General features: G+C 58.5%; 23 protein-coding genes. 4 read left to right on the plus strand and 19 right to left on the minus strand.

Translation table 11 applies throughout. The features are described from left to right. Positions 1-55 precede the first annotated feature (55 nt). The 13 genes from tssM to B0W55_RS14710 form a co-directional block, all read right to left on the minus strand. Positions 56-2,551, minus strand: coding sequence for a type VI secretion system membrane subunit TssM (tssM, locus tag B0W55_RS14650; RefSeq protein ID WP_077046692.1), 2,496 nt, complete (start codon positions 2,549-2,551; stop codon positions 56-58). Next, on the minus strand, positions 2,548-3,474 hold the full coding sequence (gene tagF / locus B0W55_RS14655; RefSeq protein WP_077046693.1) for a type VI secretion system-associated protein TagF: 927 nt from the start codon (positions 3,472-3,474) through the stop codon (positions 2,548-2,550). The genes tssM and tagF overlap by 4 nt, the downstream gene beginning before the upstream one ends. A 31-nt stretch (positions 3,475-3,505) precedes the next feature. Then, positions 3,506-7,390, minus strand: coding sequence for a type VI secretion protein IcmF/TssM N-terminal domain-containing protein (locus tag B0W55_RS14660; RefSeq protein WP_077046694.1), 3,885 nt, complete (start codon positions 7,388-7,390; stop codon positions 3,506-3,508). A gap of 29 nt (positions 7,391-7,419) precedes the next feature. Continuing rightward, positions 7,420-8,133, minus strand: coding sequence for a type IVB secretion system protein IcmH/DotU (gene icmH / locus B0W55_RS14665; protein WP_077046695.1), 714 nt, complete (start codon positions 8,131-8,133; stop codon positions 7,420-7,422). Then, positions 8,130-9,473 carry a type VI secretion system baseplate subunit TssK gene (gene tssK, locus B0W55_RS14670; protein WP_077046696.1) on the minus strand — a complete coding sequence of 448 codons (1,344 nt, stop codon included), beginning with the start codon at positions 9,471-9,473 and terminating at the stop codon, positions 8,130-8,132. The genes icmH and tssK overlap by 4 nt, the downstream gene beginning before the upstream one ends. Beyond that, the gene (gene tssJ, locus B0W55_RS14675) at positions 9,466-10,224 is read right to left on the minus strand and encodes a type VI secretion system lipoprotein TssJ (protein ID WP_077046697.1); all 759 of its coding nucleotides are present in this window, start codon (positions 10,222-10,224) and stop codon (positions 9,466-9,468) included. The genes tssK and tssJ overlap by 8 nt, the downstream gene beginning before the upstream one ends. A 23-nt stretch (positions 10,225-10,247) precedes the next feature. Further along, positions 10,248-12,851, minus strand: coding sequence for a type VI secretion system ATPase TssH (gene tssH / locus B0W55_RS14680; protein ID WP_077046698.1), 2,604 nt, complete (start codon positions 12,849-12,851; stop codon positions 10,248-10,250). Beyond that, on the minus strand, positions 12,848-13,918 hold the full coding sequence (gene tssG, locus B0W55_RS14685) for a type VI secretion system baseplate subunit TssG (RefSeq protein WP_077046699.1): 1,071 nt from the start codon (positions 13,916-13,918) through the stop codon (positions 12,848-12,850). The genes tssH and tssG overlap by 4 nt, the downstream gene beginning before the upstream one ends. Beyond that, positions 13,882-15,714: a type VI secretion system baseplate subunit TssF gene (gene tssF / locus B0W55_RS14690; RefSeq protein ID WP_077046700.1), complete on the minus strand. Its 1,833-nt coding sequence runs from the start codon at positions 15,712-15,714 to the stop codon at positions 13,882-13,884. The genes tssG and tssF overlap by 37 nt, the downstream gene beginning before the upstream one ends. Continuing rightward, positions 15,714-16,196, minus strand: a complete 483-nt coding sequence (gene tssE / locus B0W55_RS14695; protein ID WP_077046701.1) for a type VI secretion system baseplate subunit TssE — start codon at positions 16,194-16,196, stop codon at positions 15,714-15,716. The genes tssF and tssE overlap by 1 nt, the downstream gene beginning before the upstream one ends. A 25-nt stretch (positions 16,197-16,221) precedes the next feature. Beyond that, the gene (gene tssC / locus B0W55_RS14700) at positions 16,222-17,724 is read right to left on the minus strand and encodes a type VI secretion system contractile sheath large subunit (protein ID WP_077046702.1); all 1,503 of its coding nucleotides are present in this window, start codon (positions 17,722-17,724) and stop codon (positions 16,222-16,224) included. A gap of 10 nt (positions 17,725-17,734) precedes the next feature. Further along, on the minus strand, positions 17,735-18,268 hold the full coding sequence (gene tssB, locus B0W55_RS14705) for a type VI secretion system contractile sheath small subunit (RefSeq protein WP_007978739.1): 534 nt from the start codon (positions 18,266-18,268) through the stop codon (positions 17,735-17,737). A gap of 68 nt (positions 18,269-18,336) precedes the next feature. After that, positions 18,337-19,089, minus strand: coding sequence for a hypothetical protein (locus B0W55_RS14710; protein ID WP_077046703.1), 753 nt, complete (start codon positions 19,087-19,089; stop codon positions 18,337-18,339). Positions 19,090-19,786: 697 nt separating this feature from the next. Here B0W55_RS14710 and B0W55_RS14715 point away from each other — a divergent pair. The 4 genes from B0W55_RS14715 to B0W55_RS14725 are packed head-to-tail and all read left to right on the plus strand — an operon-like array spanning position 19,787 to position 23,078. Beyond that, positions 19,787-21,952, plus strand: coding sequence for a M48 family metallopeptidase (locus B0W55_RS14715; RefSeq protein WP_077046704.1), 2,166 nt, complete (start codon positions 19,787-19,789; stop codon positions 21,950-21,952). Further along, entirely contained in the window at positions 21,903-22,328 is a 426-nt protein-coding gene (locus tag B0W55_RS14720) for a CbrC family protein (RefSeq protein ID WP_077046705.1), read from the plus strand. The genes B0W55_RS14715 and B0W55_RS14720 overlap by 50 nt, the downstream gene beginning before the upstream one ends. Before the next feature lie 46 nt (positions 22,329-22,374). Then, positions 22,375-22,599 (plus strand): hypothetical protein, encoded by a 225-nt coding sequence (locus B0W55_RS30020; protein WP_139340919.1) that lies wholly within the window; start codon positions 22,375-22,377, stop codon positions 22,597-22,599. 5 nt (positions 22,600-22,604) lie between these two features. Beyond that, positions 22,605-23,078 (plus strand): hypothetical protein, encoded by a 474-nt coding sequence (locus tag B0W55_RS14725; protein WP_077046706.1) that lies wholly within the window; start codon positions 22,605-22,607, stop codon positions 23,076-23,078. 262 nt (positions 23,079-23,340) lie between these two features. Here the strand turns inward: B0W55_RS14725 and B0W55_RS14730 are convergent, their stop codons facing one another. From B0W55_RS14730 to B0W55_RS31160, 6 genes are all read right to left on the minus strand, one after another. After that, the gene (locus tag B0W55_RS14730) at positions 23,341-23,619 is read right to left on the minus strand and encodes a hypothetical protein (protein WP_077046713.1); all 279 of its coding nucleotides are present in this window, start codon (positions 23,617-23,619) and stop codon (positions 23,341-23,343) included. A 34-nt stretch (positions 23,620-23,653) separates the two neighbouring features. Next, on the minus strand, positions 23,654-24,001 hold the full coding sequence (locus B0W55_RS14735) for a hypothetical protein (RefSeq protein ID WP_077046707.1): 348 nt from the start codon (positions 23,999-24,001) through the stop codon (positions 23,654-23,656). A gap of 39 nt (positions 24,002-24,040) precedes the next feature. Beyond that, the gene (locus tag B0W55_RS31585; RefSeq protein WP_077046708.1) at positions 24,041-24,949 is read right to left on the minus strand and encodes an immunity protein Tsi6 family protein; all 909 of its coding nucleotides are present in this window, start codon (positions 24,947-24,949) and stop codon (positions 24,041-24,043) included. A gap of 70 nt (positions 24,950-25,019) precedes the next feature. Beyond that, on the minus strand, positions 25,020-25,256 hold the full coding sequence (locus tag B0W55_RS31150) for a hypothetical protein (protein WP_077046709.1): 237 nt from the start codon (positions 25,254-25,256) through the stop codon (positions 25,020-25,022). A gap of 40 nt (positions 25,257-25,296) precedes the next feature. Continuing rightward, on the minus strand, positions 25,297-25,854 hold the full coding sequence (locus tag B0W55_RS31155) for a hypothetical protein (RefSeq protein WP_077046710.1): 558 nt from the start codon (positions 25,852-25,854) through the stop codon (positions 25,297-25,299). Between the two features lie 149 nt (positions 25,855-26,003). Next, positions 26,004-26,528 (minus strand): hypothetical protein, encoded by a 525-nt coding sequence (locus tag B0W55_RS31160; protein ID WP_083743194.1) that lies wholly within the window; start codon positions 26,526-26,528, stop codon positions 26,004-26,006. Between the last annotated feature and the right edge of the window lie 102 nt (positions 26,529-26,630).

Here is a 26,630-nt window from a genome sequence, read left to right on the forward strand (position 1 = left end):
GGGCCGAACATCAAGCGGGCCAAGGCAACAGTTTTCCTTCACAGGCACGGTCGTCTCAGTTGAGCGCCCGTACTTCGATTTCCACGCGCCGGTTAGGCTCCAGGCACTGAATAAGCTGGGCCCTGGGTTGCTGCATGTTGCATTTGACCAAGGGCTTGGTGCTGCCTTCGCCGACGGCTTCCACCAGTTCGCCCGGCACGCCTTTGCCCACCAGGTAGGTCTTGATGGTTTGTGCGCGCTGGCGGGAAACCTGCAGGTTGCCCTGCGGGTCGCCCAGTTGATCGGCGTGCCCGGCGATGATGATTTTGCCGATGTCCGGCGTGCTCAACAGCTTGCCGGCGATGGCGCTCAACTGGCCCTGGCCTTCGGTTTTCAGGCTCTGGAAGTCGGCACGGCCAAAGGCGAACAAGGTGTCCGATTCCAGGGTGATGGTCTCGATCGAGCGCAACGATTGGGTGAGCAAACTGTTGATGTAGTTACGCGAACTGGAGGTCAGGAACGCGTTATCGAGGATCCGAGGTACGTCGTGCTCATGGATCTGGTCGCTGTAGAAATTGATCTGCCGGCTGGCAAACTCGTAATCCTGATCAGAGGCCGAACCGTCATTCGACGCACCGATGGTTTTGCCGGTCTGACGGGCAATCGCCGGGTACCAGTAGTCCGGTATTTTCGCTTTCAGAAACGCTGGATCAGCCTTTTCGCGCTGGGCACGCGAAAGCATGACGTAGGTGTCCAGCGTGGTCTTGCCGAACGCCGCGATGGACTGCGCCCGGTTGTCGCTGGGCAGCGCCTTGGGTTCGACGCTGTCCACGCCGGTCACGGGCAGCAGTTCCTTGCTGTTGCGCTGATACACCTTGAGGGTGGTCAACAGGTACAGCGAACGGGTCAGGTTGTCGGCGGTCGGCTTGAGCATCACGCTTTCCAGCCGGTTGAAATACTGACTGCGCACCAGCGGCTCGACTTTGTAGCCCTGATAAAGCCCCAGGCGCATGCGCATCGGCACACCTTCATCGTGGTGCTGAGCGTAGTAATGGGCGGTCCAGAAGCGCATGCGATCCAGCGTTTGCCAGTCGGTGTAGTGCCCCGTTGCCAAGGCGTCGGTTTTGGCCGCCTCGGCCAGTTCCGTGGAAATGGTCTGCACGGTGTTTTTATTGTTTACATAGGACCAGCCCAGCAAGCTGCACAGCAGCATCGCCACCAGTCCGGCGCCGCCAATCCACGCCGCCTTGCGCCGACGTTCACGGTGGTTGGTGGTGTACAGCGCCACCAGATGCTGATCGGGAATGATGACTTTGCGGAACAGGCTGTTGATGAACAGCGGACGCGGTTGCGCATTGCCGCTTGCGATCTCTTGATCGCTGTCCAGTGAGAAGCGCTCGGTGACCTGGCGCGTGTGCCCACCCATTTCCGGTTGGTCGGCGTCCAGTGCACTGGTGAAATAGAAGCCGCGCAGCAGTTCGGCCTTTTGGTACGGGTTGGCGCGCAGGAGCGCGTCGACGAACAGTTGCAACCTCGGCTTCAGTGCCGCCAGCTCCAGCGGGAAGCGATACACCGCTGAATCCTGGCGGGTGATCTGAATGTCCTGCATGACCAGTTGTTGGCTTGCCACCTGCTGCCAATAGCTGACCAACTCGTCCATCGCCACGCCGAATTGCCGGCCCCAGTCGGCCTGTTCATAGCCCTTATGGGGAAACGTCTTGCCCATGACTTCGCCGCGGGCAACGTCATCCAGTTGGCGATAGAACGGGGCAAAACCCGGTACCAGGTCGCATTTGGTGAACACCAGGTACACCGGCAGTCGTACTTCCAGCAGCGCATGGGTTTCCTGGATGCGTTCGCGCAGGCGCTTGGCAATACGTTCCTGGTCTTCGAGCGAGGTTTGCAGAATGTCGTGGATGCTGACGGTGACGATCAAGCCGTTCAGCGGCCGACGCTGGCGGTGTTGACGCAACAGTTGCAGGAAGGCCCGCCACTTGCCGGCTTCTTCCTGGTTGTTCATGTAGCGCCCAGCGGTATCCAGCAGCACGGCCTCGGAACTGAAAAACCAATCGCAGTTGCGGGTGCCGCCCAGACCGGCGACGCGCGCGCCTTCACGCTCCGCATACGGGAAGTTGAGGCCCGATTGATAGAGCATCGTACTTTTGCCGGCAGCCGGCTGGCCGATCACCAGGTACCAGGGCAGGGCATACAGCGCGTCCTTGGGATTGCTGCCGCGCGGCTTGTTGTTGTGCAGGCGCTCGATGCTCTGCAACAGGCGCTCGCGCAACTGGCTGACTTCTTCGCGGTCCGCCGGGCTGGCGTTGAGCACCGCTTGATCGGCGTCGTCGCGCAGCAGCCCTTCAAGGTTGTGGTGCCGTGACACGCCCCGATATAGCAGCAGCACATAACCGGCCGAGAGCAGCAGGAACACGCCGATCCCGGTCAGCAGGCTGTTCAGCGAGCTGAAGTCAAACGCACGCCCAATGCCCCACACCACGAAAATGGTGAGGAAAAAACAAACCCCCAGAATGTAGGGTTGGAAGCGCAAGAAGTAATACTTGATCTTGTTCATACGGACTTCAAATCCAGCGCGTCGACAAAACGGTCGATAACGTCATCAAGGGGGCGGTCGATTTCGGGAAAGGCGTGTTTCGGGTGGTGCTCATCAAATGCATCGAATGACGCCAGCACGTCATGGCTCTGCAAGCGGGTGCCGCTACCGGTCAGCACGCGGTAGGCATCGCTGTTATTGCGCGACGGGAAGCAGATCAGCCGGGGGCGCATGAAGTCGTCCGCCAACAGACTGACGTGCGGCACGCCGCTGCCGGCGGTCATTCGCGCCAACCAGGTGATCCACAAATCGGCTGTCGGATTCTTCAGGCCTCTTTCCGCCGGCAGGGGCAGGGAAATGCCCATCGCCGTTGGCTGATGCAGATGGCTTTTGAAGGCCAGCAGCCGGGTCAGCACGGCGTTGGTGACAAACTCCGGATAGGCGCCTTGCAGCGCGGTGGCGATGTCGCGCAGGTTGAAGTTCACCAGGAACTTGTCATGCACGCGCCGGAACAACTCGAAGTCCTGACCTTGCATTGGGCGCAAGGCCTTGATGCGGTCGAACAGCACCGACGTACTTTCGCCCTGGGCAGCCATGTGCAGCAACGGCCGGATCTGCCCGCTGAACAGTTCGCTCAGGGTGAAAGGATTGACCAACGGCCCGGAGTCGCTGGCTTTCACCGTTTGAAAAATGAAAAACGGATAACGCCGCTGGCTGGAATCCCTCGAACTGATCAAGCCGCCGACCAACCCGTTGCCGCTGCGTGCGCGGTAGCTGAAAAAGCACACCGGCAATCCGTCGAACAGCTCCCGCCAGTTCTCAAGGGGCTGCAGGGCGCCCAATGCGCCTTGCAGCCAGGCATCGAACTCGCAGACGTCGTCGGTCGCACCGTGCAGGCTGACGAAGTCCGGGCTCGCGGGCACTTTTCCGAAACAGCCAATCATTGGCCGCGTCCCTGATTCAATGCGAGCGTGCTCACTGGACGCGTCCGCCGCTGCCGTTGAGTGCACTCAGCGCCTTGACGTTCGCCAGGTCGGTCAGCTTGACGCCACCGTAGTTGCGCACGGCGAGGCTGACTTGACCGCTGGCGGTGTTCCAGCTGAAACGCTGCTGGATACCATCCAGATCACTGACGCGGGCGCTGTCATTCATGCGCAACAGGCCCCAGCGACCGGGGTAGTCGAACACCGTGATGCGTTCGCCGCTCAGCGTGACCACGTCCATGCGCGCACCCGGCGCGGTGGTGGTGCCTGGCCAGGAGAAGCGGCTCCAGCTGGTCTTGCCGTTGCGGTAGTGCTGCACCTGACCGTCCAGGGTGAAGATGATGTCGGTGAACCAGGCCGCGGGCTCCAGCATGATTTCAAAGCCGTTTTCCCGGTCCGACAGGCTGGCAATGACTTGGCCCAGCGAGCTGGCCTTGTCGATGCTGTTGACCATGTTCGGATTGACCAGCGGCGTTGCCTTGCTGGCGCTGCTCATGCCGAGGCCTTCGCCCCCGGACAGGTTGCCGATCTCGTTGCGCTTGAAGTTGGGCAGCAAGCCGGATTCCGGGTCGACGAAACGCTGCAGGTCCTTGACCGAGGCTTCATTGCCACTGCCCGCCGCGATCGGGTAACGGTGCGCCATGACTTGTTCCCAAGGCTTGGCGATCTGTTGCGCCCAGGCCTTGGCGATCTGCTCGCCGGCCGGATCGCGCAGGGTTTCCCAGGCAAACTGAATCGGCAGACTGAACAGGCCTTGCAGCGAAGTCGACAGGCCGCCCTGACTGGTGTCGACGGTGGTTTCTACGTAGTTGCGCACGCTGGTGACTTCGCTCGGCTGGCCTTCCAGGGTTTCGCTGATCAGTTGCTTGCTGCTTTTGCCGACGTCTTGGGAGCGCTGGATGTTGTTCATCCGTACCTTGAGTTTGCGCAGCGCCGCCAGGTAGCGATCCATGATCGTGCTGTCGGCGCCCTCGGCGTTTTGCACGGCGAAGACCCGCGACACCGGTTCGAAGCGCTTGGCCAGGCTGCCGTCGTCCACCGCAGGCAGCGGCGAAATCAGCGCGTTGGGCGAGGTGTCCTGTCCATCGAAAATCCCCGTGACCTTGCCCCAGAAACCGTCATCGCGCTTGATCCCCGGTTGCTGCGTTTCCCGCGGTGCGGGCACATCCCATTGGGTATTGTCGTTGACCGCTGCCAGCAGGTTTTTCACCGGCGAGTTCTGCACGTCGCTGAGCAGCGACAGTTGCTGGGTCGCGTTGGCCATGTCAGTGAAATGGCGAACACCGACGCTGTCGATCAGGGTGTACCAGGCTTGGGTGTAGTCGCGTTTGTAACGCGTCATGAACTCACGGATGAAGTTGGCTTTCTGCACCAGGCTGTCGCCGCCTTCGCCATCGAGCACCCAGTCCGATTCGTTTTGCAGATTGCCCGACAGCAGTTTGATCAGCTCAGGCTTCACAAACTGTTCCCAACCCTGACGGGTGAAAATCGCCGGGACCGCTTCGCTGCCGTACAACAGCTGACGCCCAGGCAGCGGCACCAGATCGCTCAGGCCCACGGCCGGAAACTGGCGACTGGACTCCAATTGCAGGCGCAGATATTCGCGGTCCACCAACGAGCTGGAAATCATGAACGACTTCAGGCTATTGCGGGTTTCGCTGATCAATCGCTCGTTACGGGGCAGGGACGGCGCCTGGCCATTTTTCAGCAGTTGCACGTAGACCGGCGAGTTGTCCTGAATAACCGCTGTGCTGGCCGGGTTGTCGGTATTGGCGGTCTTGGCCCATGCAACCGGCAAGGCAGCGCTGACGAACTCTGGCTCGGGGTGGGTATCGGGTTGCGTCAGCATCAGGTACAGCTTCAGCGCGTTATAGGACTCGATGATGGAAGCCACCTGACGCTCATCCAGTCGACCGAGCATTTCCTCGGACAACGAGAGCCCGCCCGTAGTCGCCGACAGTTCAGCGGCGTCGCTCGTCGTCGCTGGATTACGCAGTGCGGTCAACGCATCGCCGCGCACCTTATTCGCGGCACCCTTGGCCGCCGCGCTCAAACGGCTGGTGACATCGCCGGCGCTGCGCGGAACACTGCTCAAGCGGGTCGGCACTTTCAGCCCTTGCGCGCGAGCTTTGGCTGACGGGCTGCCGGCATTGGCGGGCGCCGCTGCGAAGCTGTTCTGCGGGTCCATGGTTTTTGCGAACTCATTGAAGGCGCGCATCTGCAATTGAAGTTGCAGGGTGATCGGTTCGAGTGCCTGAGTACGCAACTGCTGCAAATAAGCAGTCTGTGCGACGCGGTAGATGTCATCGCCGCGATACAGGCCAGCGCTGAGTTGCAGCGGCACGCCTTTGGCACGGTACTTCTCGATGGCGGCGAGTTGATCGCGGAGCAATTCCAAGCCTTGGCCCGAGGCCAGCAACTCGGCGCGCTCCGGTGATTGCTGCAGCTCGTTCAGCTGCTCGCGCAATGCCGCCAGCCACTGACGGTTGTTCTGGAAGGACAGGGTTTGCCAGCCAATGAACACCAGTGCAGCCAATACGGCCACGCCCAGCACCGCAGGGCTGAAGGATTTGTTGTGTCCGGAACGCGACTGATAAAGCGTCAGGTCGCGGTCCGGAAAAATCACGCGGCGGAACGTATCGGTGATGAAATAGCTGCGGTCGCTGATTTTCTTGCCGCTGCTGTGCGTGTGCGTGCCGTGCTCGGCTTCCGGCAGCAGCGAAAACGAGTCGGCGAGATCATCTTCATACACCTGGCTCAGTTGCTGATCGGTCTGCAAGGCGCTGGTGAAATACAGGCCGCGCAACAACAGTTGCGTACCCGTATGACCGGTCTGGGCGAAGTGCTGGAGAAATTGCTCGAGCACGATCGACAGTTCGGAAAAATAGTTCGGGAAGTTCAGCAGCGCGCTGTTGGCATGGGCGCCCAGCGCGACCATCTGCGCGTCGACGTGACGGCGAATATGGCTGTGCAGGTTGGCCAGCTTGGTATCCAGTACCGGGCGCAAACCCTGGTTGCGGATTTCCGACAAACCGAAGGTCATGCCCAGCGGTTGCTGGCGTTCGTTCAGGTCCAGGCCTTCAAAAGCCTGGCTGAAACCCGGCAGCTGATCGGTCTTGCTCAGCATCAGGTAGATCGGCGGGTTGGCGTCCAGGCAGTCGGTGTATTCCTCGATGCGCGTCACCAGTTGCGCGGCGAGCTCGTTGCGCTCGGTGACGCTGGCCGCCAGCAGCTCGGGCAGGCTCACCACCAGCACCAGGCCGTTTACGGCGGCTTTGTTGCGTTGTTTTTTCAGCATCCGCAGGAACGCGGCGAATTCGCTGGCCGACTGGTCGTCCCGCAGGTAACGGCCGGCCGTATCGATCATCACGGCCTCAGGGCTGAAGTACCAGTCGCAATGTTGCGTGCCGCTTTGGGTGTCATTGGCACTGTTGGCGATGCTCGCGGACAGGCCGGAACGCGTCAGCAATGAGGTTTTGCCGGCACCGGACATACCGATGACCAGGTACCACGGCAAGTCATACAGCGCCGACGAACCGCCGCCACCGGCCGAGCGGTCGGTGCGCAGCATCGCGATGGCGTGCTTGAGCCGTTCGCGCAGCACTTGCTGGTCGCGGAATTCACCGGTGGATTTGAGCGATCGATCGACCTCGATCTGCACCAGGTTCTCAAGGTTGTGTTCAGCGCGGATCCGCTTGTACTGACGCAGCACGATGATCAGCAGATAGAAGGCGCTGATGATCGCCATCGCCTCCAGCGTGTAGCCACGCAACCAGCTCACGTGCGGTGCCATGAACCAGCCAACCGCCAGGCTCGCCAGCCACAGCACGGGGATGACAAACCAGAAACTTTTCAACAAACGCAATAATGTCTTCATGTCTTCCTGACTCGATTACCTGAGTGCGCTCAGGCACTGAACAGCTGGCTGATTTGTTCGGACAGTGCGGCTACGTCCTTGGCCAACAGCCAGTCCAGCGTCAGGTAGACACCCACGCAGACCAGCGCAATGAGCGCCAGATAGAGCCAAACGGGAACTTCATGGCGCAGCATCTGCGAAACCTGGTCGGGCAATGCCCAATCCGGCGAGAGCGCCTTGGGCGTCTTGCGGTACCGCGCGATGTCCTGGCCCAGGGTGTTGGCCAGATAACGCAACTGGTCTTTATGGCCGAGGCTGAATTTGCCTTCGAAACCCAGCGCCAGGCACAGGTGATAGACCTCGAGCACATCCAGGTTCTGCTTGACGTCACTGCGCAACGAATCGATTTTCTCGAAAAAGCCTTCACCGGCCAGGTGCACGCCGAAGTAGCGGAACTGCAACGGTTGCAGTTCGAAGTGACGACGCAGATCGTTTTCCCCGGAGCGCAACACGCTTTCGTCGAGGAACGCACACAGGGCGTACTGCGTGTCCTTCACTTGTTCAACGCTGTAGTTGGCGTTACGGGCTTCGCGTTCCAGTGTCGAGAAGAAGGCGTCGATGCTCGCCTCAAAAGCGGTGACCGAGGTCACTTGACGGCCTTTGCGCACGATCAGCGCCATGCTGATGAAGTCTTGCACCAGGTCTTTCAACACCGGTTTTTCGGTTGCGGGCGCCACGGCGCCTTGCATTACGGCTTCGTTCATTTGAGTACCGCCATCAGTTCAAGCTTGAGATTGGTAAAGGCGCTGGGTGCGTAAAAAGAGATGGCCTGGGCACTCATCATGCGTTCATACACCCGGCCATGCGGCTCGATGGAGAAGTAGTGATTGTCCAGTCGCACCGGAATCGCGTTGGGCAAACGGGTCGAGTGATTGAGCGTAACGCCGGGCATGGCGCTGTTGACCACGACCTCAATGTCTTCCGGCGAACCGACCTTGAACGCCCGCGGCACCAGTTCGAGCAAGCTGGAACCGGGCATGTCGGCGTGCACCGAAATATAGAAATCGGCCTCGGCCAGCCGCGGATCGAGCAGCTGTCCCTGCCAGTACGAAGGCTTGGTCTGGGTCAGGTTGATCATCACGCACTGGTTAGGCACGACGTTGTCGAGCAGGACACGAATCATTTCATCGAGCTTGACCAGCGAGGCCGCCGGGTCGTGATGGTCATACTCGGGGATGTCGTTGAGTTGCGTGTCCAGCGAAAACGTCAGCAAGCCGCCCGCGAGTTCCGCCAGAAACAGGTACAGACGCTCGGGGTGCAGGCGCGGATGGGCGAGCAGGTGCGCCAGTCCCGGGTGCGCACGGTTCACCGTGTTCAACAGCCAGAACAGAGTCACGTCGCTGGAGCCGAACTCGGCAATCTGGTCCGCACGTTCACGACGACGACCCGATAGCGCCTTGCTTTTCGATTGCAGCGCACCGAGCAAGCGCTTGCCCAGACCGGTCAGGGTTTCGTGAGTGCCGACATGCAGGGTCGGGTGCACGAAGTGCGGATCGAGGTTGAAGCCGCCGATGTTATTGCGCGACAGCCGGGCGATAGGGCAGTGGCTGTAGCCATCCAGGTTGTCGCCGTCGATCAGCATCACCACGTTCAGGCGCAGGCTGGTGATTTCGTTCTCGAGGTCGCCTTCGTTGAGGTCCGGCAACGTATCGAATTGCTTGCGAAACCGGCGCGCGCTTTTTTGTTCCTGACCGTCTTCGACGTAGTTCATGCCGAACGGCTCTGGCAGTTTCAGCGCGGCGTAGACCTTCAGGTCGTTGCCCTTGAGCAAGTCCTTCAGATCGCGCGCCGCCGGCAGCGGATCGTGCTGCGGCGCGTCGTACAGGCTGCCGTCGGGAAACACCAGCTTCAGCCGTTTCAGCTGCAAGGAACCGGTGGCGAGTGCCTCTTCATCGACCTGGAGCATTTGCACGCCCCAATGGAAAGGCGTGTTGCGCAGCGTCGACTCCGCCAGCTGATGCTGGTGGAACTCATCCTGATATTGGAAATGTTGTGGCAAAAGGAACATGCCTTCTGACCACATCACCCGGCTTTGCTTACTCATGAACGCCTTCCAATAGAGAGTTTAATGTTGACTTGGTGGCTTTTTGCGCGGAGTTGGTCGCCGTCTCTTCAGCCTGTTGAACGGCCGCGTCCTGCACACGCTGGGTAAGGGTCGGTTTCGCTGGTGAATCGGGCAGGGCGGAGGCTTGGGCGAGCTGTTCCTGGGACTTGGGTTTGTTCAACACATCGACGCCGTTCACGACGGATACCGTGTTGTTGTCCACCAACACCCGCAGGCCATCGGCGGAAAACCAGATGCCATCCTTGCGCAGCGAGTTGGCGTCAAACGCCACCTTCCAGCGGCTGTTTTCTTCCGAGCGGAAAAACGCGGCAACACCGACGTAGCCCGCGGCCTTGTTCAACGGCCACTTGTCGACTTGCCCCATGCCCGGCAGCAAGGTGATTTCGCGGTTTTCGAGCAGCGTATTGCCGAGGGCTTTTTGCGGGTCGTCCCACAGCGTGTCGGCGTCGATCGATGAAAAGCGCTGCAGCGACGTCAACTGATACACGCGAATCACGACGGACAGCGGTGTGCCGGACGCGTCGGGGTTGAGTTGATTACCGCCATCGGAGGTCAGGATGACCTTCTCGTTATCGTCGAACAGCATGTCGCCGGCCCACGTATCGTCGACCCGCTTGCTGACACGGTCGGTGACGCCACAGGCGGTCAACGCCATCATCAATGCCACTGCGGTCAGGCATTTTGCCAATGCCGGCTGCGCAGGGCGCTTCCTTGAATGTCTGTTATCCATGATGGCTACCTTTAAAAACTCATTCAGCACAGGCTGTAGGCGAAATCGCCGTCGCTGCCCAACGCGATGTTCAAACTCTGGATCGGCTTGTCCTGCGCCATCCGCTCCAGGACCCGTTGCGCCAGTTCCGGCATCAGGCTTTTCGACAGGATGTTGTCGACGTTGCGAGCGCCGCTGTCGACTTCGGTGCAGCGCGAGGCAATGGCTTTGACCAGTGCTTGGTCGTAGCTCAGGACGGCTTGATGGTTGCGCTCGAAACGCTTGCGGATGCGCTCGAGTTTGAGCGCGACGATGCGCTCCAGGATGGCGTCCTTGACCGGGTAGTACGGGACAATGCTCAAGCGGCCGAGGAACGCCGGTTTGAATACCTGGTTCAACTCGTCGCGCAGGCCTTCGACGATGTCTTCCGGCGCCGGTTGCTGCTCGGCATTCAGGCACCACTGCATGATGCGGTCGGTGCCGGTGTTGGAGGTGAGGATGATGACGGTGTTGCGGAAGTTGATCTCCCGGCCTTCACCGTCATCCAGCACGCCTTTGTCGAACACCTGGAAAAACAGTTCGAGCACGTCCGGGTGGGCTTTTTCCACTTCATCCAGCAGCACCACGCTGTAAGGCTTGCGCCGCACGGCTTCGGTCAGCACGCCGCCTTCGCCGTAACCGACGTAACCCGGTGGCGAACCCTTGAGGCTCGATACCGTGTGGGCTTCCTGGTACTCGGACATGTTGATGGTGATCAGGTTACGTTCGCCGCCGTACAAGGTGTCGGCCAGGGCCAGCGCGGTTTCGGTCTTGCCGACGCCGCTCGGGCCGAGCAGCAGGAACACGCCGATCGGCTTGTTCGGGTCTTCCATGCGTGCGCGGGATACCTTGATGCGCTTGCCGATTTCCTGCAGGGCGTGATCTTGTCCGAGCACCCGTTCGCCGAGCAGCGCGGGCAGGCGCTGGACGGTGTCGATTTCGTCACGGAGCATTTTGCCCAGAGGAATGCCGGTCCAACCGGAGATCACTTCGCCAATGGTCCCGCCGTCGACCAACGCATGCACCAACGGTTGTTCACCCTGGACGCTGGTCAGCTCGGCGCGTACCGCCGCAATCTCGCGGGCATCCGGTGTCTGGTTGTCCGGATGGCTGAGCGCGCCGAGTTTTTCCACCAGTTCCAGTTCGCGTTGCCACTGTTGTTCCAGGGCATCGCGGGTTTGCTGCTGCGCTTGCAGCTCGGTGTCGAGGATCGCCAGGCGCCGGGCATGGTCGCTGCCCTTGGCGGCTTCTTGCTGCAGCACCGATATTTCCGCCTGAAGGTTGTCGAGGGTTCTTTTGCAGTCTTCCAGCGGCCCCGGTTGCGACGATTGACCGAGGGCAACCCGCGCGCAGGCGGTGTCCAATACGCTGACGGCCTTGTCCGGCAGCTGGCGCCCGGTGATGTAGCGATTGGACAGGCGCACGGCTTGCACCAGCGCTTCGTCCATCACCGTGACGTTGTGGTGATCCTGCATCTTGGCCAGCAAGCCGCGAAGCATGTGGATCGCCTTGTCCTCGTCCGGCTCTTCGACCTTCACCACCTGGAAGCGGCGGGCGAGGGCGGCATCTTTCTCGAAATACTTCTTGTACTCGGCCCACGTGGTCGCCGCGATGGTGCGCAATTCGCCACGGGCCAAGGCTGGCTTGAGCAGGTTGGCCGCGTCGTTTTGCCCGGCCTGGCCACCGGAGCCGATCAGGGTGTGGGCTTCGTCGATGAACAGGATGATCGGGTGCAGGCTGCGCTTGGTTTCTTCGATGACCGACTTGAGGCGGCTTTCAAATTCGCCTTTCACCCCGGCACCGGCCTGGAGCAAACCCAGGTCCAACGTATGGATGGCCACGTCTTTGAGTACCGACGGCACATCCCCTTGAATGATGCGCAGCGCCAGGCCTTCAACCACGGCGGTTTTACCCACGCCGGCTTCACCGGTCAGGATCGGGTTGTTCTGGCGCCGACGGGTGAGAATGTCGACCATCTGCCGAACCTCGAACTCCCGGCCCAGCACCGGATCAATCCGGCCCTCGCGCGCACTTTGCGTCAGGTTGATGGTGTATTGATCCAGAGCCGGGGTCTTGCCGTTGCCTTTAACGGTGCTGCGCGCTGCGACGTCTGCCCCCGCCAACGGCTTGGCTTGCTGCGATTCGGCGTTGCCTTCGACTAGCGCGCCGAGGTTGACCCGCAGGTCATCGGCGTTGATTTTTTCCAGCTCGGGGGCCGATGCGATGACCACCCGGCGCAGTTCGTTGTCATCCAGCAATGCCTGCAACAGATAACCGGTGCGAATCTGCCCTTGCCCGAACTCGATAGAGGCCAGCACCCAGGCTTGCTCGATCATTCGCGTAATGTGCGGCGACAGCGCAGGCGTGCGGGTGTTGCCTTTCTTGAACGTCCCCAGCGCGCTCACCAACTGAGCTTGCAGGCGATCCGGCACCACGTCGTAGTGACGCAGGATGGCGGGCAGGTCGTTGTCGTTGCTGTCGAGCAACTGCAACAACAGGTGCTCGATCTCGACGTCGTAATGCTGTTCCGACAGGCACAAGGCCGCAGCACTTTCGGTGGCGGTGCGGCTGGTGTCGTTCAGTTTGGCAAACAGGGACTTCAGGTTCACAGGGAGACCCCATCAAAAGGAATGTGGAAGAGGGCACAACGGGAAGGTTCCACGTCGACACCGGGGCGCTTGAGCCAGCCTTGCCAGCCCAGTGCAACGTTGCCCTGGCGCCCGAGGCGAGCCACGGGTACTGCTTCGGGTTTGAGCCGGGGCGACAACTGGAAGTCCAGTTCGGCGCCGACGTAGAACCGCACCAGCTCCACCAGTTTGCGGTAGTCCACGGTGCCTGGCTGGAAGCGTTGATAGTCGACCAGGTCCAGCGGACCGAGCTCGATGCGCACGCACGACTGGTAGTCCCAGACCCGGTTACCGGCGACTGCGCTTTGCCCGAGCACGGCGTTTTTGCGGCCCAATTGCGTGCATTGGCTGGCGTCGAGTTTCAGCCAGCGTCCGGCAAATGGCTTGACCTTGAACGGCAGCGAAAAATAGAAGCTCAGCATCACTTCAAGGTTCAGCGAGTTGCGCGGCTTCTGGGCGAACAGGCCGGAGAAATAGCTGAACAGTTCGCGTCGCAGCGGCGAGCCTTGCCTGTCGAATTTCTGCTTCTGCGCCTGTGGCCCGAAGCCGACCAGGTTGAGCAGGTAGCGATCGAAATCCGAGGTGCCTTTGCGTTCGTATTCGATGTAGAACTTGTATTTCTGCCAGGCCTCGTAGAACAGCGTGGTCATGCGATGCGAGAACATATCGAGGAAGGCGTGGGCCGCATCATCGCGGTGCTGGATATGTCGGTCGATCAACAATTCGGTGTAGGGGCGCGGCAACACGCCGGACGGCCCGACCAGCCCCATGAACGTGACTTGCACTTCAGACAGGGGCAAACCTGCCGCCGATACCTTGCCTTCACGCTCGAACTGCAAGTCGCTGACTTCACTGGCAGGGAAGTTCAGCGACAGCTGCGAGCGAAAACGCAACGGGTCTTCGTGCGGCCGAGTGTCCAGGTCCATGCGCCCGGTTCTGCTGTAATGCAGGCGGAGCAAGCGCACCAATTGGAAAAACTCGAATCGGTGCGGCTCAGCCCGTGCCTGATCGATCAGACCAGGGGTTGATCGCCGGTTCGCGGTGGCCATTGGACGACTCTCTTTTCGCGCTGCAAGGTGCGAAGGGTTAATTGGGTAAAACTGTTCATGGTGCAGTACTGGCCAAAGAAATGGTCGAGCACCATGCCGAACAAAAACACACCGCTGCCGGTGTATTGGCTTTCATCGAAATTCAGGGTGATGCCGACGCCGCGGACAAAGTTCGGGCGCGGATGGCCGATGCGTGCCACCACCGGCTCGCTGCTGATCGAGACGATGCCGTTGATCTGTTTGCGCAGCGCCGACGCATTGCGGTAGTTGTAGAGCGACAGCAGCTCCAGCAGCACTTCGCGACCCTGGGATACCAGCGACATGTGGTTGAGCGATAGGTGCGAAATCAACCGCCAGATCACCCCGTTGCCCAGCGGCACACGCGCGGTGGCGGTCGGTTTGCGCAGGCAGCGAATGTCCTGGATCACCGAGTTGCCCGGAATGTTGAAGTCGCCGCGCTCACCGCCGAACGGCAGCATCAGCGGCAGGTCACGATTGCTGCAGGTCAGGCGCAGGCTCAAGGTGTCGTTGCTGGAGTTGAGCAACTCCAGTTCGCGATCGACCACGCGGATAAACACGTCCGAGCCGTCACGCTGGCGCGACTGCACCGGCCGACGGCGGGCGATCCAGAAGCTCTGGCCGGGACCCTGATCGCCACGCGGTTCGAAGAACGGATGACAAGTACCGACCTGATCGACACCGCCGACTTTGCGCACCCGTCGCACACGATCGATCGACACCACTTCCGCCGAGCCTTGCAGGCGAACATCCGGCGTCACGGCATACTCGTGCTGGGTATGGGTCAACTTGATCGGCTCGGCCTGCTGGCGGAACAGGTTGATGATCGGCGTGCAGTTGAGCTTGAAGTTATTGCGCCCGATGTTCTGCGTCAGGCGCGCCAGGCGATCGCTCAGGTCGTAATCGGAAAAGTAGAAGTTGATCTCGATCTTCTCGAGATTCTTGCCCGCTAACAGCCGCGCAAAACCCGAGAGATCGAAGAACATGAACTTGTCCGGGAACGTGAAGTACTCGTGCAGCAAGCGATAACCCAGGAACGAGCGCTCCGAGTAATCCACCAAGCCTTCATCGCGACCATAACCGACGGCGTTCAATGCGTTCGCCGGCAAGGTGATCTCGCGGGTTCGCCCCTCATCCTCGAACGACAACGTGGCCTTGGCCAGATTGTTGAACAGCAACTCGTAGAGCTGCAGCATCAGGGTGCTTTCGCCGTCGAGGAAAAAGCGCAGGCTGTCCAGTTCCATCTTGCCGAACAAGATATCGGAGGTCGCCGTCAGGCCGATGCGCAGGCGCGCGACCAAGTCAGCGGTATGACCGTTGAACGCCGAGCGTTCCATTTCAATGAACGACGCCTGATGCACCGCCACCGGCCACAGTTCGACCGGGTAGCAGGTGCGGAATTTGCACACCACGCCATCAATCGGGTTGGCGCTGAGCTCGGTGTGCCGGGCGACGCGAAAAGCTTCGGTGACTTTTTCCTGCTTGCCCAGGTTGAACTCGACGATCGACATCGACGGGGTAGGGCGCAGGTAATGCGGGTACAGCACTTCGAGAAACGACTCGACGATTTCCGGCAGTTCATCGTCGAGTTTTTTGTGCACGCGAGCGGACAGGAACGAGAAGGCTTCGATCAAGCGCTCGGTATGCGGGTCTTCGCAGTTATCGCCCTCGATGAGCAACCGCGAAGCAATCTTCGGGTACTGGCTCGCAAACTCCTGGCCCAGAAAGCGCAGGTGCGACAGTTCCTTTTCGTAGTAGGGCAGCAGATCGTCGAGCATCAGTTGAGGTTCTGCACTTTGTATTCCTGGGTGTTGACCTGCAGCACAGCGTCAAAGGAAACCTGACGGGTGATGTCCTGCAGGCGCAGTACTGCGTCCACGCGGAAGGTCAGCATGCGTTGGCCGGTTTGCTGGGCGAGCAGTTGGACTTTTACGCTGCGAAACCGTCGATCGCCGACGGTGATCGCTTTCTCCAGTTGTCGTTGAATCAACAGGCGGTCTTGGGGATCAAGCACGCTGCGGCTGGTGAAATCCGGCATGCCATAGTCGAGGATGCTGCCGCTCAGGTTGACGAAACCGTCCAGCTCGTTGGCGACCAGGGACTGGCGGGTGTTGACCAGAATTTCCAGGTCGCGAACGATGCTGGCCTTGTAATCGGCCAGCGAACACAAGCGTTGCGATGACGCTTCGATGGACTGATGCGGACGATCGTCCAGCAATCGGTCCAGCAGTGATGGCAACAACTTGTGTTGACTGGTCATGGTGCCTCCTTGGCAACGTGTTCGATCAGCCGCGGGTCGATTGCGGCAATTCAGCGACCAGGCGCAACGAAGCGGTCAGCTCGTCCAGTTGGTAATGTGGACGCAGATACGTCACGGCCTTGTACACGCCTGGCTTGCCGGGTACCTCGAACACTTCGGCCCGCGCTTCGCGCAACGGGAACTTGGCCTTGGCTTCCTGGCTGGCGGTGTCATCCAGCAGCACATAGCTCGACAGCCACTTGTTGAGGAACAGCTCGACGTCCTTGCGGGACGCGAAGCTGCCGATCTTGTCGCGCATGATCGCCTTCATGTAGTGCGCGATGCGCGAGGTGGCGAAAATGTACTGCAACTGCGCGGACAGCCGCGCGTTGGCGTTGGCGATGTCGGTGTTGTACTGCTTCTGTTTTTGCGCCGACTGCGTACCGAAGAACGCGGCGTAGTCCGTGCCCTTGCAGTGCACCAGCGGAATGAAGCCCAGGTCCGACAGCTCTTTTTCACGACGGTCGGTGATGGCGATTTCGGTCGGGCACTTGAGGGCGATTTCGCCGTCATCGGTCTTGAACGTGTGGGTCGGCAGGCCTTCGACCAGGCCACCGCCTTCGACACCACGAATGGCCACGCACCAGCCGTAACGGGAAAACGCATCGGTGACCCGGGTGCCCAGCGCGTAGGCGGCGTTCATCCACAGGTACTTGTTGTGGTCACGGCCGTCGACGCTTTCGACAAAGTTGAATTCTTCGACCGGGGTGGTATCCGGGCCGTAAGGCAGGCGACCGAGCACGTGAGGCAGGGTCAAGCCCACGTAGCGCGAGTCTTCCGAAGCGCGGAACGACTTCCACTTGGCGTACTCGACGGTGTCGAAAATCTTCGCCAGATCCCGTGGGCCGGACATGTCGGTAAACGAATCCCAGCCGAACAGTTCGGGCGACGCCGCCGAGATGAACGGTGCGTGGGCGGCCGCGGCGACATGGGAAATCTCCTCGAGCAGGTACATGTCCTCCGGGCTGCGATTGAACTCGTAGTCACCCAGCAGCATGCCGAACGGCGCACCGCCGAAGGTGCCGTATTCTTCTTCGTAGATCTTCTTGAACAGCGCGCTCTGGTCGAATTCGGAGGCGGCCTTGAGGTCGCGAACCAGGTCTTTTTTCGACGCGTTGAGCAGGTGGATCTTCAGTGTGGTGCTGGTCTCGGTCTGGTCGACCTGATACTTCAGGCCGCGCCAGGAGGCTTCCAGCTGCTGGAATTCCCCGGCATGCATGATCTCGTTCATCTGCTCGGAGAGCATCGCGTCGATTTCGGCGATACGCGCATCGAGCACGGCGATCAGGTCCTTGCTCGGCGTCATTTCGCCTTCGAGGATCTGGTTGACCAGTTCGCCGATCAGGTCGCGGGTACGGGTGCGTTCAGTCTCGGAACGGGCCACGCGGCTTTCGGAAATGATGCTGTCGAGCAACGAGGATTGCGCGGTGAAGCTGTCCACTTCCACCAGCGTGCTGTCCTGTTGAGTCACGGTTTGCTTGTCGTTCATCGTCAGGCTCCTACGCTTTGCCGTCGGTGGCGGGAACGGCGGCTTCGCGGCCGAATTCCTTGCCCAGGGTTTTCAACTTCTCGGTATTCTGCAACACGTCCATCAGCAGCTCTTCGAGCTTGTCGTTGCCACCCATCTTGTTACGCAGGTCCGCCAGCTTGTTGCGCACTTCCAACAGCTTGCGCAGCGGCTCGACCTGCTTGACCACGTTCTGCGGTTCGAAGTCTTCGAGGGCGTTGAAGTTGAGCTCCACGCCCAGCTGAGTACCGTTTTTTGCCAGGGTGTTGTCGACGCGATAGGTCAGGCGCGGCTTGATGCCCTTGAGCACACCGTTGAAGTTGTCGCGGTCGATGAAAATGAACTTGCGGTCCTTGAGCTTCGGCAGCGGCTCCAGCGGGTTGCCGGAGAAATCGCCCAGCACACCGACGACAAAGGGCAGCTCTTTCTTTTCCTGAGCGTCACCGATATCCACGTCGTAGGTGATATGGACCCGAGGCGCGCGAACGCGGTCGAGTTTGTGCTGGGTACTTTCCTTCTTCGCCATCGTGATCTCCTGTGCGAACAATTCGCTGCAAGTCGTTTGCGTGTCGGTTCAATGGGTGGCCGAGCGCGTTACGTTCCTTCGATCGTCAGCAGCAGGCGCTGACGGATTTCATCGTTCATGTCCATGATGTTTTCAAAGCCCACCAGCTCTTCGAAGCTGGTGTTGCCGGCGATCTGGGTGCTGCTGCGGATCACCGCCTCGTCGGGCAATTGCGAACGAACCGGCGAGCTGATGACGCAGAAGGGCAGGTCGCCGAAGTCTTTCAAGCGTTCGAAACTGACGGGGAAACGCAGCCCTTCGAGCAGGCGGCCGATTCCGGGCGACTTGCTCAGGCAGTAGAACAGCACCAGGTAGTGCACCACGAAGCGGTACAGCTCGGCGCTGCTGCGATTGGGGTCTTTGATGACGGTGCGAAAGCGGGCCAGATCGAAAGAACTGAACCCGACCACCCAGCGCACGGGGCTGGTGATACGAATGGTTTGACCGCTGGCGCTGAGCACCTTGTCGTACTCCAGCGCAAACAATTGCGGGGTGGTGCTGAGCAGGTTCAGAGGAACTTCGAGCTCATTGACCAGTTGGAACGGTGCGTCGCAACCAATGCGGTCGTAGAGCGCCTTGAGTTCCTTGAAATGGTGCTGGGTCTCGCGCCCGCTGCTGCGTTGCGCCCCTTGCAGGTACTCACCGAAAAACGCCTGAGGACGAATCAGCAAAGCCAGGGTCGCCAGATAGTCCGAGGCCTGCGCCTTGAGCGCATCGGAAATGGCCCGGGTCTGGCTTCGCAGCTTGATCAATGCTTCAACATCAAAAAACGCTTGAGTCATCGGTACATCGTCCTTGAACGCTCCACGCCTTCCTGGAAAAAAAACCGGGGCATGTCGAGCGACTAATTTCTCGAATGAACACCTGTTCACGAGAGGTGATTGCGAATTTTCGCTATCAAAAAAACACACCGCCGGGAATAACCGGGAGTGTGATGCTGGCATATGGATGTCGAGATGCCAGTAACGTCGTGTATGGCAACTCGTTGCAACTGAAAGTTCAATCGGCGGCGGATTTTTTCTCGTTTTTGTTACACGCCGCAATGATGTCGGGTTGCCATTATCTGTGGGATGTGTGTGTCGGATAGTTCTGAAACCCAGTTGATTCAATGGTTTCAGCGGCGTTGTGGATCCAATTTTTAATGAAAAATAATTTGAAAAAGGTGAACCGGTTCACCCAATTGGCAATTGAAGGTCCGTCCAAGAGGCTTTTGAAGGATAAGTATCATGTTAGCCGTTACGAAAGTGATGGCATCGCGGGATGTCCGGGCTTGGAAGGACAACTTTCCCGATGCTGAACGATTGTTCGGTTAGTTTGGCGTTACATGTCATCGATATTTCTGTATAACGCGCCGAGTACGACTTGCCGCAGAACTTTCTTGTCGGACCGTGCAGTAGTGGGAGGGCTTTCGGGCCTTCGTTAAATGGAATTTACGCTCGCCATGGATGCCAGGCGACGCGCTATTGAGGCCCTGTTCTCATGAGAGTATTGAAACTTATCGCCGTACTTTTTCTCCTGCCGCTTTGCCTGGGATTGTTGGGTGTCTGGGAGTTGCAACGCAGTTCCGAGAGCATCAAGGAGTTCTCGGATATCAAGGCCGAGCTGAGCGAGATGCATGTCGAACTGGCAGCGATGGTTGCCAAGCCGTTCTCACGCTCGGCCACGGTGGATATCAACGGTGAGCGCATGGGCGTTCACCAGGCTTTTTCCCGCGTGACTCAAGCCGAGCACGAACTGACCATCCTGCAACCGATGGCAGCCGTGATGAACAACCTGGCCAAGGGCGTCATCGCCCTCGGCCTGCTGGCTTCGCTGGTCGGTGTGCTGGGGCTGCTGGGTTTGCGTTGGGCCGGTGCCCGCGCGAGTCATTCCCGTGAACGGTTACTGCACACCTTCAGCCGAGTGAGTCGTCTGTTGCCGTACCTGCTGGTGGGGCACATCGTCGCCATGGGGGCGGCGGTAGCGGCCATCCTCGGTTTCGAAGGCCTGGGGCTGTGGCACATGGGGAAAATGGCCACCGGTGAATTCAAGCTGATGCTCGTCGTTCTGATGCTGATGCTCGGTTTCTTGTATTCGATCTGGCAGATGGGCAAGCAGCTACCGGTCATGCTGCACATGTTTGAGCCCACGCCGATGAGCATTCTGGGCCGGGCGGTCACAACGGAAGAGGCGCCTGCTCTGTGGGCGTACGTTCGAGAGCTGGCGGACCAGCTCGGCGCGCTGGCCCCCGAGCACATCGTACTGGGCATGACCGAAGGCTTTTACGTCACCTCCAGCGACGTCAGCCTGCTTCCTGCAGACACGCTGCTAAAAGGCCGCACTCTGCACGTGCCGATGTTGTACCTGGGCTTGCTCGATACGGCAGAAATCGGCGCGGTCATCGGTCACGAACTGGCGCACTTCGCCGGAGCCGATACCGAGTACAGCCTGCGCTTCGTACCGATCTACGAGGGTATCGGCCGCAGTCTCGGGGTGATTGCCGAGACCATGCTGCAAAGCGATGTACTGCAACGCACGACGCTGTGGCCGGCCTTCATGCTCGGTGAATATTTCATGGAGCGTTTCGATCATGCGGTGAACCATTGGAGCCGCGTGCGGGAGCTGGCGGCGGACGCGGCAGGTGCGCAGTTGACGGGGAATATCGCCATCGCGTCGGCGCTGGTGCGCATCTCTGCCATCGACCCCTTGTTGCAACAGGGTGTCTCGACCCATGTGGTCCGCGCGACCAACCCCAGTACCGAACACCCCGTGACCCGCGACTTGCCGGTCAGCGTCGTGCAGGAGCTGGCCGCGCAGCCGCTGACCTTGCCCGAGGAGGACATGGCAGCCAGCCTGCCTCATCCATCGGATACCCATCCCTCCCATCGCGAACGACTGGCGTCCCTGCACGTCACGGTCGAAGAGGCCGTCAGCCGCGGCACCCGACCGATCATGGCGGCACAAGCCAGCGCCGCGATGGATCACTATTTCGCCGATCCCCAAGCATTGCGTGCGCGCATTACCGAGGACTTTCTCGGCCACTATGTGGAGCAGGATGCAGCGGTGGTGCAAGAGCTGCGCAGCCATGCCGGCAATGCCATGGAGGAAGTCCGGTTGCATGAAGGCGCGCGGCTGCGTGGGTGGATTACCCTGGGTTGCTTCTCGCTGTTTTTGCTGCTGGGCTTGGGCCTGCTGGTCTTGCCGTGGCTGTTGCCGCAGGCTTTGGGGAGTAACAAATCGATGATACTGGTCGCTGGTGGGGTGCTCGTTGTTTTGATGGCATGCCTGCTGCCGTTTTCGTTGCGCTTGCTCAAGCGGGCGAACAAGACCGCGTTGCTGCTGACGCCCGAGCACTTCGTTTTTGCCAACCTGAAGGCACCACTGCCGATCCGGCACGTTGCTGATTTTGGCCTGCAAATGGGGCAGGGACTGCACCTGAATTTGCTGCTGGAAGACGATGCGCCCATGCCTGAGTTGGCCTCACGATCGTTCTTTTCCCCTGATGCCAAGCTCGACAAGAAAAAGCGCTGGGTCCAGTTACAGTTGATTCAGTTCTGCCGGGACGACAAAAAGCTCAAGAATGAACAATTGGCGGAACTGATAGGGACCTACCTCAATGCCGGTACTGCGCGGCACTTGCTGCAGCAGCGATTCGAGCAGGCTTGAAGGCTTTCAGCATTGGCAAGGCCTGGGCGCGACGTTTGTCGATGAAGAGAGTATCGGCCTGGACGGCGAAGACACGCTGAACGAGGCGCAGATCGCCGAAGTCAGCCAGCGCACGCCTGGTTTTAATGGCTGGCAGCAAGAGCGCTGGTTCACTCACTGTGACGACGCAGCCGAGTTTGTCGGTAAGGCCGGCCATGCAGAGTTGCTTGAACTGGGCCCGGCAGCCATCGCTGCCGTTCAGGCCTCAACAGGCTTTGAGGAAGGTCCGCAGTGGCAAGCGTTCTTCAATGTCCTGGATGAGGATCATGGACTTACCGCCTACCTATTCAAATGTCACCACTGCGCCATGCTGGGTGCTTACCAGGACAGCCATTGATACCCAAAGTGCTCAATCCGTGGCGACCCACAAGGAAGAATCTCTGATGACCGACGATCACACCCCCGACTTCAGCAAAGTCCCCACCGGCATGCTGCCGTTCCCGCCTGTTGAAGCCGTGTTTGTAGGCCGATCAACTGGAGCTGGCCAGCGATCTGCACCCTTTGTTCAGCTTGGGTATCAGCACCGTAAACCCGGCCGGCGCAGACATGATCGTCATGTTCACGCGCCGATTGAAGGGTTGGTGCTATTCACCTTCGATTACAGTTGAATCCCATGAATAAGGCCGAACTGCAAACGCTTGTAGTCAGAGTTAAAAAGTATCTCGCGATTATCTTTTTGCTCTGCCTTGTAGGCGTTGTCATCTATGCGTATCTGCACAAACCGGAGTTTCCTTCTGAGATAGTCCTGAAGCAAGACTTCATTCCGGGGCAGTCGATCTACATCGTTCAAGATGCCAGGGATGCAGATGAGCCCAAAAGCCTGAGGTTCTACGTCAACAATGGCGACGGTAGGAATAATGAGACGATGAAGGTGCTCCTCGGAAAGACCCCGCCCTTCCTGGTCTCGGACACTGACTTGAAAGACGTGGTAATCCAGCGTGTCTCCAACGGCCTGCACATCAAACTCAAAGGCGCAGTCTCGAATTACCAGAGCAACCTTTACCTTGAAGACGGCGACACTTACACCACCTACCGTGTAAGCCTTGAACAAGTAGAAACGCGACCGCCCTTGGCGAGCGGTCGGTAAGCTTGCTTCAGCAAGGCAATCACTGCGCAGACAAACGCAATCGCCAGTGCCGGCCACTGCATCGGCAAATCGATGATACTGGTTGCTGGGGGGCTGGTCGTATTGATGGCGTGCCTGCTGCCATTCTCGTTGCGCATGCTCAAGCGGGCGAACAAGACGGTGTTGTTGCGGACGCCCGAGCAATTGGTATTTGGGAACCTAAAGGCGCCATTGCCGATCCGGCACATCGCCGATTTGGGCCTGCAAGCGTGGGGTGCGAAGTTCAATGGCACCCTGCGCAGAGCTGATGGAGGTCTGATAGCAGCGTCTGAAGTTCGTTATTTTCGGCCAGCAAGGGCGTTGCGTCTTCATACAGAACAACGTCGTTGATCGAGCCCATGCCGCCGTAGAGCGACATCAATCGAGACAACGCGTACGCCGTATCCTGAGGCAGCGCAAGGCTGCACTCCTCAAGTCTGTCGGCCCATTGCGGGTGGCCGAATCTCCTTAGCAGTTCTGCTGTTCGGGCGATGTTCGAGGAGATCTTGTGGAGGTCTTTCATGGTGACAGCCCTGAGCACTAGTGTTTTCGGTAAATCACTTATCAACGCTCACAACGCTGACGGAGCCATTGTGCCAATCGACCGAGTAGCTGACGCCATTCCAGTTACCAGCGATCAGCGCCCCGTTTTTGTCGCAGTGAAGGCTCATGTAGGGTTTATCGGCTTGTGTACCGTGGGGACTTTCCTGGATGTACCAAAGCACTGTTCCATGCCTCGATAGTGCAAGGATGTTTTTGTTGGAAATGACATTTGATGAGGGCTCGATCAGTACCGCGAGCCTGTCGTCATGCGGCAAGGCGACGTTGACCGGGTGAGGCAGGTGAATGGGTTGATTCGCTATCCATAGGATTCCGTTGTCAACGCGGTACCACGTTTCGGTCATTACGTTACCTCTAGCGCTATCCGTGAAGTCGCAGCAATGTCATGTACGAAGAAGACTTTCCGGCGGCAATCCATTCGGCAGCTGAATCTTCAGGCCGTGTGCAATCTGATCGGCAATGTAGAAGGCAGTCCCGAGTGCGCTGGCAAGTTCAGGATCGTCGGCTTCAAACTCTTTGCCGGCCCAAGCGCCGATAGTCAATTGGTGCAACCGGGCTTTATCTTTTTCAACGTCCAGCAACACGTTTCTGATGAATTGCAACTGAATCAGCGAGCTTGAGTAAATCTGGAACTCTGGACAGCCGTTGTACCTCAGGGCAGTGATGGTTATCGCATTGTCGATGTAGTCGAGGGCCGTTATCGGCGTTTTCAGACGGCGGTCCTTCCCGGCTCCAGCGGTTTGATAGCTGCGCGACGCCACGTATTCATCAAACATTCGAACTTGCTCACCGGTCCGGGCAGAGTCTCGATTGTAATCAACGTGTTTTCTATAGGTCAGGAATTGTTCTGATTCTGGTCCGTGAGACAGCAGCGAGACAATCGCCGCACATTGCGTGAGCCAATAGATTTCGAACGAGGAGTCAGTGCCTCGACAATAACCAAGGTCTGTCGCTTTGCCGTACAAGTCACTCGCCAATTGGCTGGCGTAATCGCGGTTTATCGTGGTCTCTGATGGCCGGTCGGCCGGGTCATTCGCTATGACGAAAACCCGATAACGCTGCAACAGGAGGGCATCCACAAGCGTCAGGTCCGGGCAGGCCGGGGGCATCAGCGGGACAAACACTTCTGGCTCACGATTGATCGGCAGCCAGGACAGGTTCCTTTCCACTCGGGAAAGTGGCTTGTCCACTTCGGTGTTGGGGGCTGCATCGACAACCTGCTCGGTGGGGGCTGGTGGAGATGCTGGCTTTTGTCCGAAAAAGGTTTTCAAGCGCTGCAGTAGTTTTGACATGGAGGTAGCCGTTCAAGGATTTTGATTTTTAAAGCTGCGGTCCCCCCGGGGTCGGAGTGACGAGTTTGCCTTAGACAGCCGTTCCTCTATTTGCTCCCGTCTGCACAATTAGCAAATTATCTAACTCTCTACGACGACACGGATCCTTTTGGAATAGATCGAAACTGGCACGGTCAATTTCGTAGTATTCCTCGTAGTCAACCATTCCGTTGCTAACTGGAATCGATACGTAAAAGCGGCCTGTAGTCTCCTCGACTCCAATGGAAAACATGTGTTCACGGCTTTTGAACGCGTCGCTGAATTTCATCCTGTCCTCGATCTGGTGGTTGGCGGTTTGCTAATCCTGTTTATTTACCGTCTACCTGGATGCACACCTCCTGTTCGCCAATCATTTTACAAGGCCAATGATCATTGATGTAACGAGTGGGCTTGAAGCATGCGTTTTCGTCATTTACCCAGAATAGCTGCCACGCTGACCCAGAGATAAGTAGCTTTGGGCAAGGAGTGTAGTCTCTGTAGAGTAATGTAAGTGTGGTCAGGGTCATAATTGCAGGCACAATATAAAACATTGTCTTAACCGAGAGATACATCATCAGCGCTGAGAATCTGTGTAAAAATGAGTTGTTTGGTGGGTTAAATTTTTTTCCAGTCCACACGGTAATTGAAGCGCCTATGATTCCGAGCAATAGGGCAGGCGGTCCCATCAGCAAGCAGAAAACTAGGTATGGAGTTTCTACTACCGGGGCGTTTCGATAGATGCGTCCGTATATAGGTATCATATCCTCCCAAAGCCAATATAATGAAAGCGTACCCACCGGGATAATGGCGAAGATAAGGGCTAAAGCGATGACCCTTAAGTGCAGTGAGGAAATTGCTAAAGCCGAAACTCGTGTTTTATTGTTCATGGGTTCAAAGTAGGTTGTAAATTTAGGCGGAGTGGATTAGATCATCTCGTGACTTCATTAAATTGCTGAAGCACCTAAAACCGTATAGTTTCAGTTCCCTTGTGTGTCACTGAAGTAAAGCTCCTTTGCTCTACTCCTCCTTAATTCATTCACCTTCCATCCACCTGTATGCATACTTCCTGATTGCCTATCATTTTACAAGGCCAATGATCATTAATGTAGCGAGTGGGCTTGAAACATGCGTTTTTGTCGTTTACCCAAAACAACTGCCAGGCTGACCCAGAGATAAGCAGCTTTGGGCAAGGAGAGTAGCCTCTGTTAAGCAGCGTAAGCGTGGTCAGGATCATAATGACGGGCACAATATAAATTATTGTCTTGACGGAGAGGAATATCATGAGTGATATAAAACGATGCAGAAAAGAGTTGTTGGGTGGATCAAATTTTTTTCCAGTCCACGCCGCAATTGAAACTCCTATGATAGCGCCTAATAGGCCCGGAGGAGCCATAAGTAGGGTGAAAGCTAAATAGGGAGTCTCTACGACAGGAGCGTTTCTGTAGAGGCGTCCGTAAAGGGGGAGTACGCGCTCCCAAAGCCAATACAATGAAAATGCGCACATCAGCATCATGATAACAACAAATGCCAAGGCGCCGAGTCTGAAGGCCAGTGGAGACATGGTGAATTCAGGGGCGAATGATTTGTTTTTCATTTGGAGCCTAAAATTCAGTAAATCAGAAATTTGAAATGTTTGGTAGGTTCAGGGCTTTGGCCAACCGCC

Source organism: Pseudomonas sp. KK4 (assembly GCF_001984065.1).
Taxonomy (GTDB): Bacteria; Pseudomonadota; Gammaproteobacteria; order Pseudomonadales; family Pseudomonadaceae; genus Aquipseudomonas.

Excerpts from the sequence above, each read along its gene's own strand:
- B0W55_RS30020 (WP_139340919.1), top strand. The coding sequence starts at position 22,375 with ATGACCGACGATCACACCCCCGACTTCAGCAAAGTCCCCACCGGCATG.
- tssE (WP_077046701.1), bottom strand. The coding sequence starts at position 16,196 with ATGACCAGTCAACACAAGTTGTTGCCATCACTGCTGGACCGATTGCTG.
- tssG (WP_077046699.1), bottom strand. The coding sequence starts at position 13,918 with ATGGCCACCGCGAACCGGCGATCAACCCCTGGTCTGATCGATCAGGCA.
- B0W55_RS14735 (WP_077046707.1), bottom strand. The coding sequence starts at position 24,001 with ATGACCGAAACGTGGTACCGCGTTGACAACGGAATCCTATGGATAGCG.
- B0W55_RS14710 (WP_077046703.1), bottom strand. The coding sequence starts at position 19,089 with ATGACTCAAGCGTTTTTTGATGTTGAAGCATTGATCAAGCTGCGAAGC.
- B0W55_RS14725 (WP_077046706.1), top strand. The coding sequence starts at position 22,605 with ATGAATAAGGCCGAACTGCAAACGCTTGTAGTCAGAGTTAAAAAGTAT.
- B0W55_RS14730 (WP_077046713.1), bottom strand. The coding sequence starts at position 23,619 with ATGAAAGACCTCCACAAGATCTCCTCGAACATCGCCCGAACAGCAGAA.
- tssF (WP_077046700.1), bottom strand. The coding sequence starts at position 15,714 with ATGCTCGACGATCTGCTGCCCTACTACGAAAAGGAACTGTCGCACCTG.
- tssM (WP_077046692.1), bottom strand. The coding sequence starts at position 2,551 with ATGAACAAGATCAAGTATTACTTCTTGCGCTTCCAACCCTACATTCTG.
- tssC (WP_077046702.1), bottom strand. The coding sequence starts at position 17,724 with ATGAACGACAAGCAAACCGTGACTCAACAGGACAGCACGCTGGTGGAA.
- B0W55_RS31160 (WP_083743194.1), bottom strand. The coding sequence starts at position 26,528 with ATGTCTCCACTGGCCTTCAGACTCGGCGCCTTGGCATTTGTTGTTATC.
- B0W55_RS14720 (WP_077046705.1), top strand. The coding sequence starts at position 21,903 with ATGCCGGTACTGCGCGGCACTTGCTGCAGCAGCGATTCGAGCAGGCTT.
- B0W55_RS31155 (WP_077046710.1), bottom strand. The coding sequence starts at position 25,854 with ATGAACAATAAAACACGAGTTTCGGCTTTAGCAATTTCCTCACTGCAC.
- tssB (WP_007978739.1), bottom strand. The coding sequence starts at position 18,268 with ATGGCGAAGAAGGAAAGTACCCAGCACAAACTCGACCGCGTTCGCGCG.
- B0W55_RS31150 (WP_077046709.1), bottom strand. The coding sequence starts at position 25,256 with ATGAAATTCAGCGACGCGTTCAAAAGCCGTGAACACATGTTTTCCATT.
- B0W55_RS31585 (WP_077046708.1), bottom strand. The coding sequence starts at position 24,949 with ATGTCAAAACTACTGCAGCGCTTGAAAACCTTTTTCGGACAAAAGCCA.
- tagF (WP_077046693.1), bottom strand. The coding sequence starts at position 3,474 with ATGATTGGCTGTTTCGGAAAAGTGCCCGCGAGCCCGGACTTCGTCAGC.
- tssJ (WP_077046697.1), bottom strand. The coding sequence starts at position 10,224 with ATGGATAACAGACATTCAAGGAAGCGCCCTGCGCAGCCGGCATTGGCA.
- B0W55_RS14715 (WP_077046704.1), top strand. The coding sequence starts at position 19,787 with ATGAGAGTATTGAAACTTATCGCCGTACTTTTTCTCCTGCCGCTTTGC.
- icmH (WP_077046695.1), bottom strand. The coding sequence starts at position 8,133 with ATGAACGAAGCCGTAATGCAAGGCGCCGTGGCGCCCGCAACCGAAAAA.
- B0W55_RS14660 (WP_077046694.1), bottom strand. The coding sequence starts at position 7,390 with ATGAAGACATTATTGCGTTTGTTGAAAAGTTTCTGGTTTGTCATCCCC.
- tssK (WP_077046696.1), bottom strand. The coding sequence starts at position 9,473 with ATGAGTAAGCAAAGCCGGGTGATGTGGTCAGAAGGCATGTTCCTTTTG.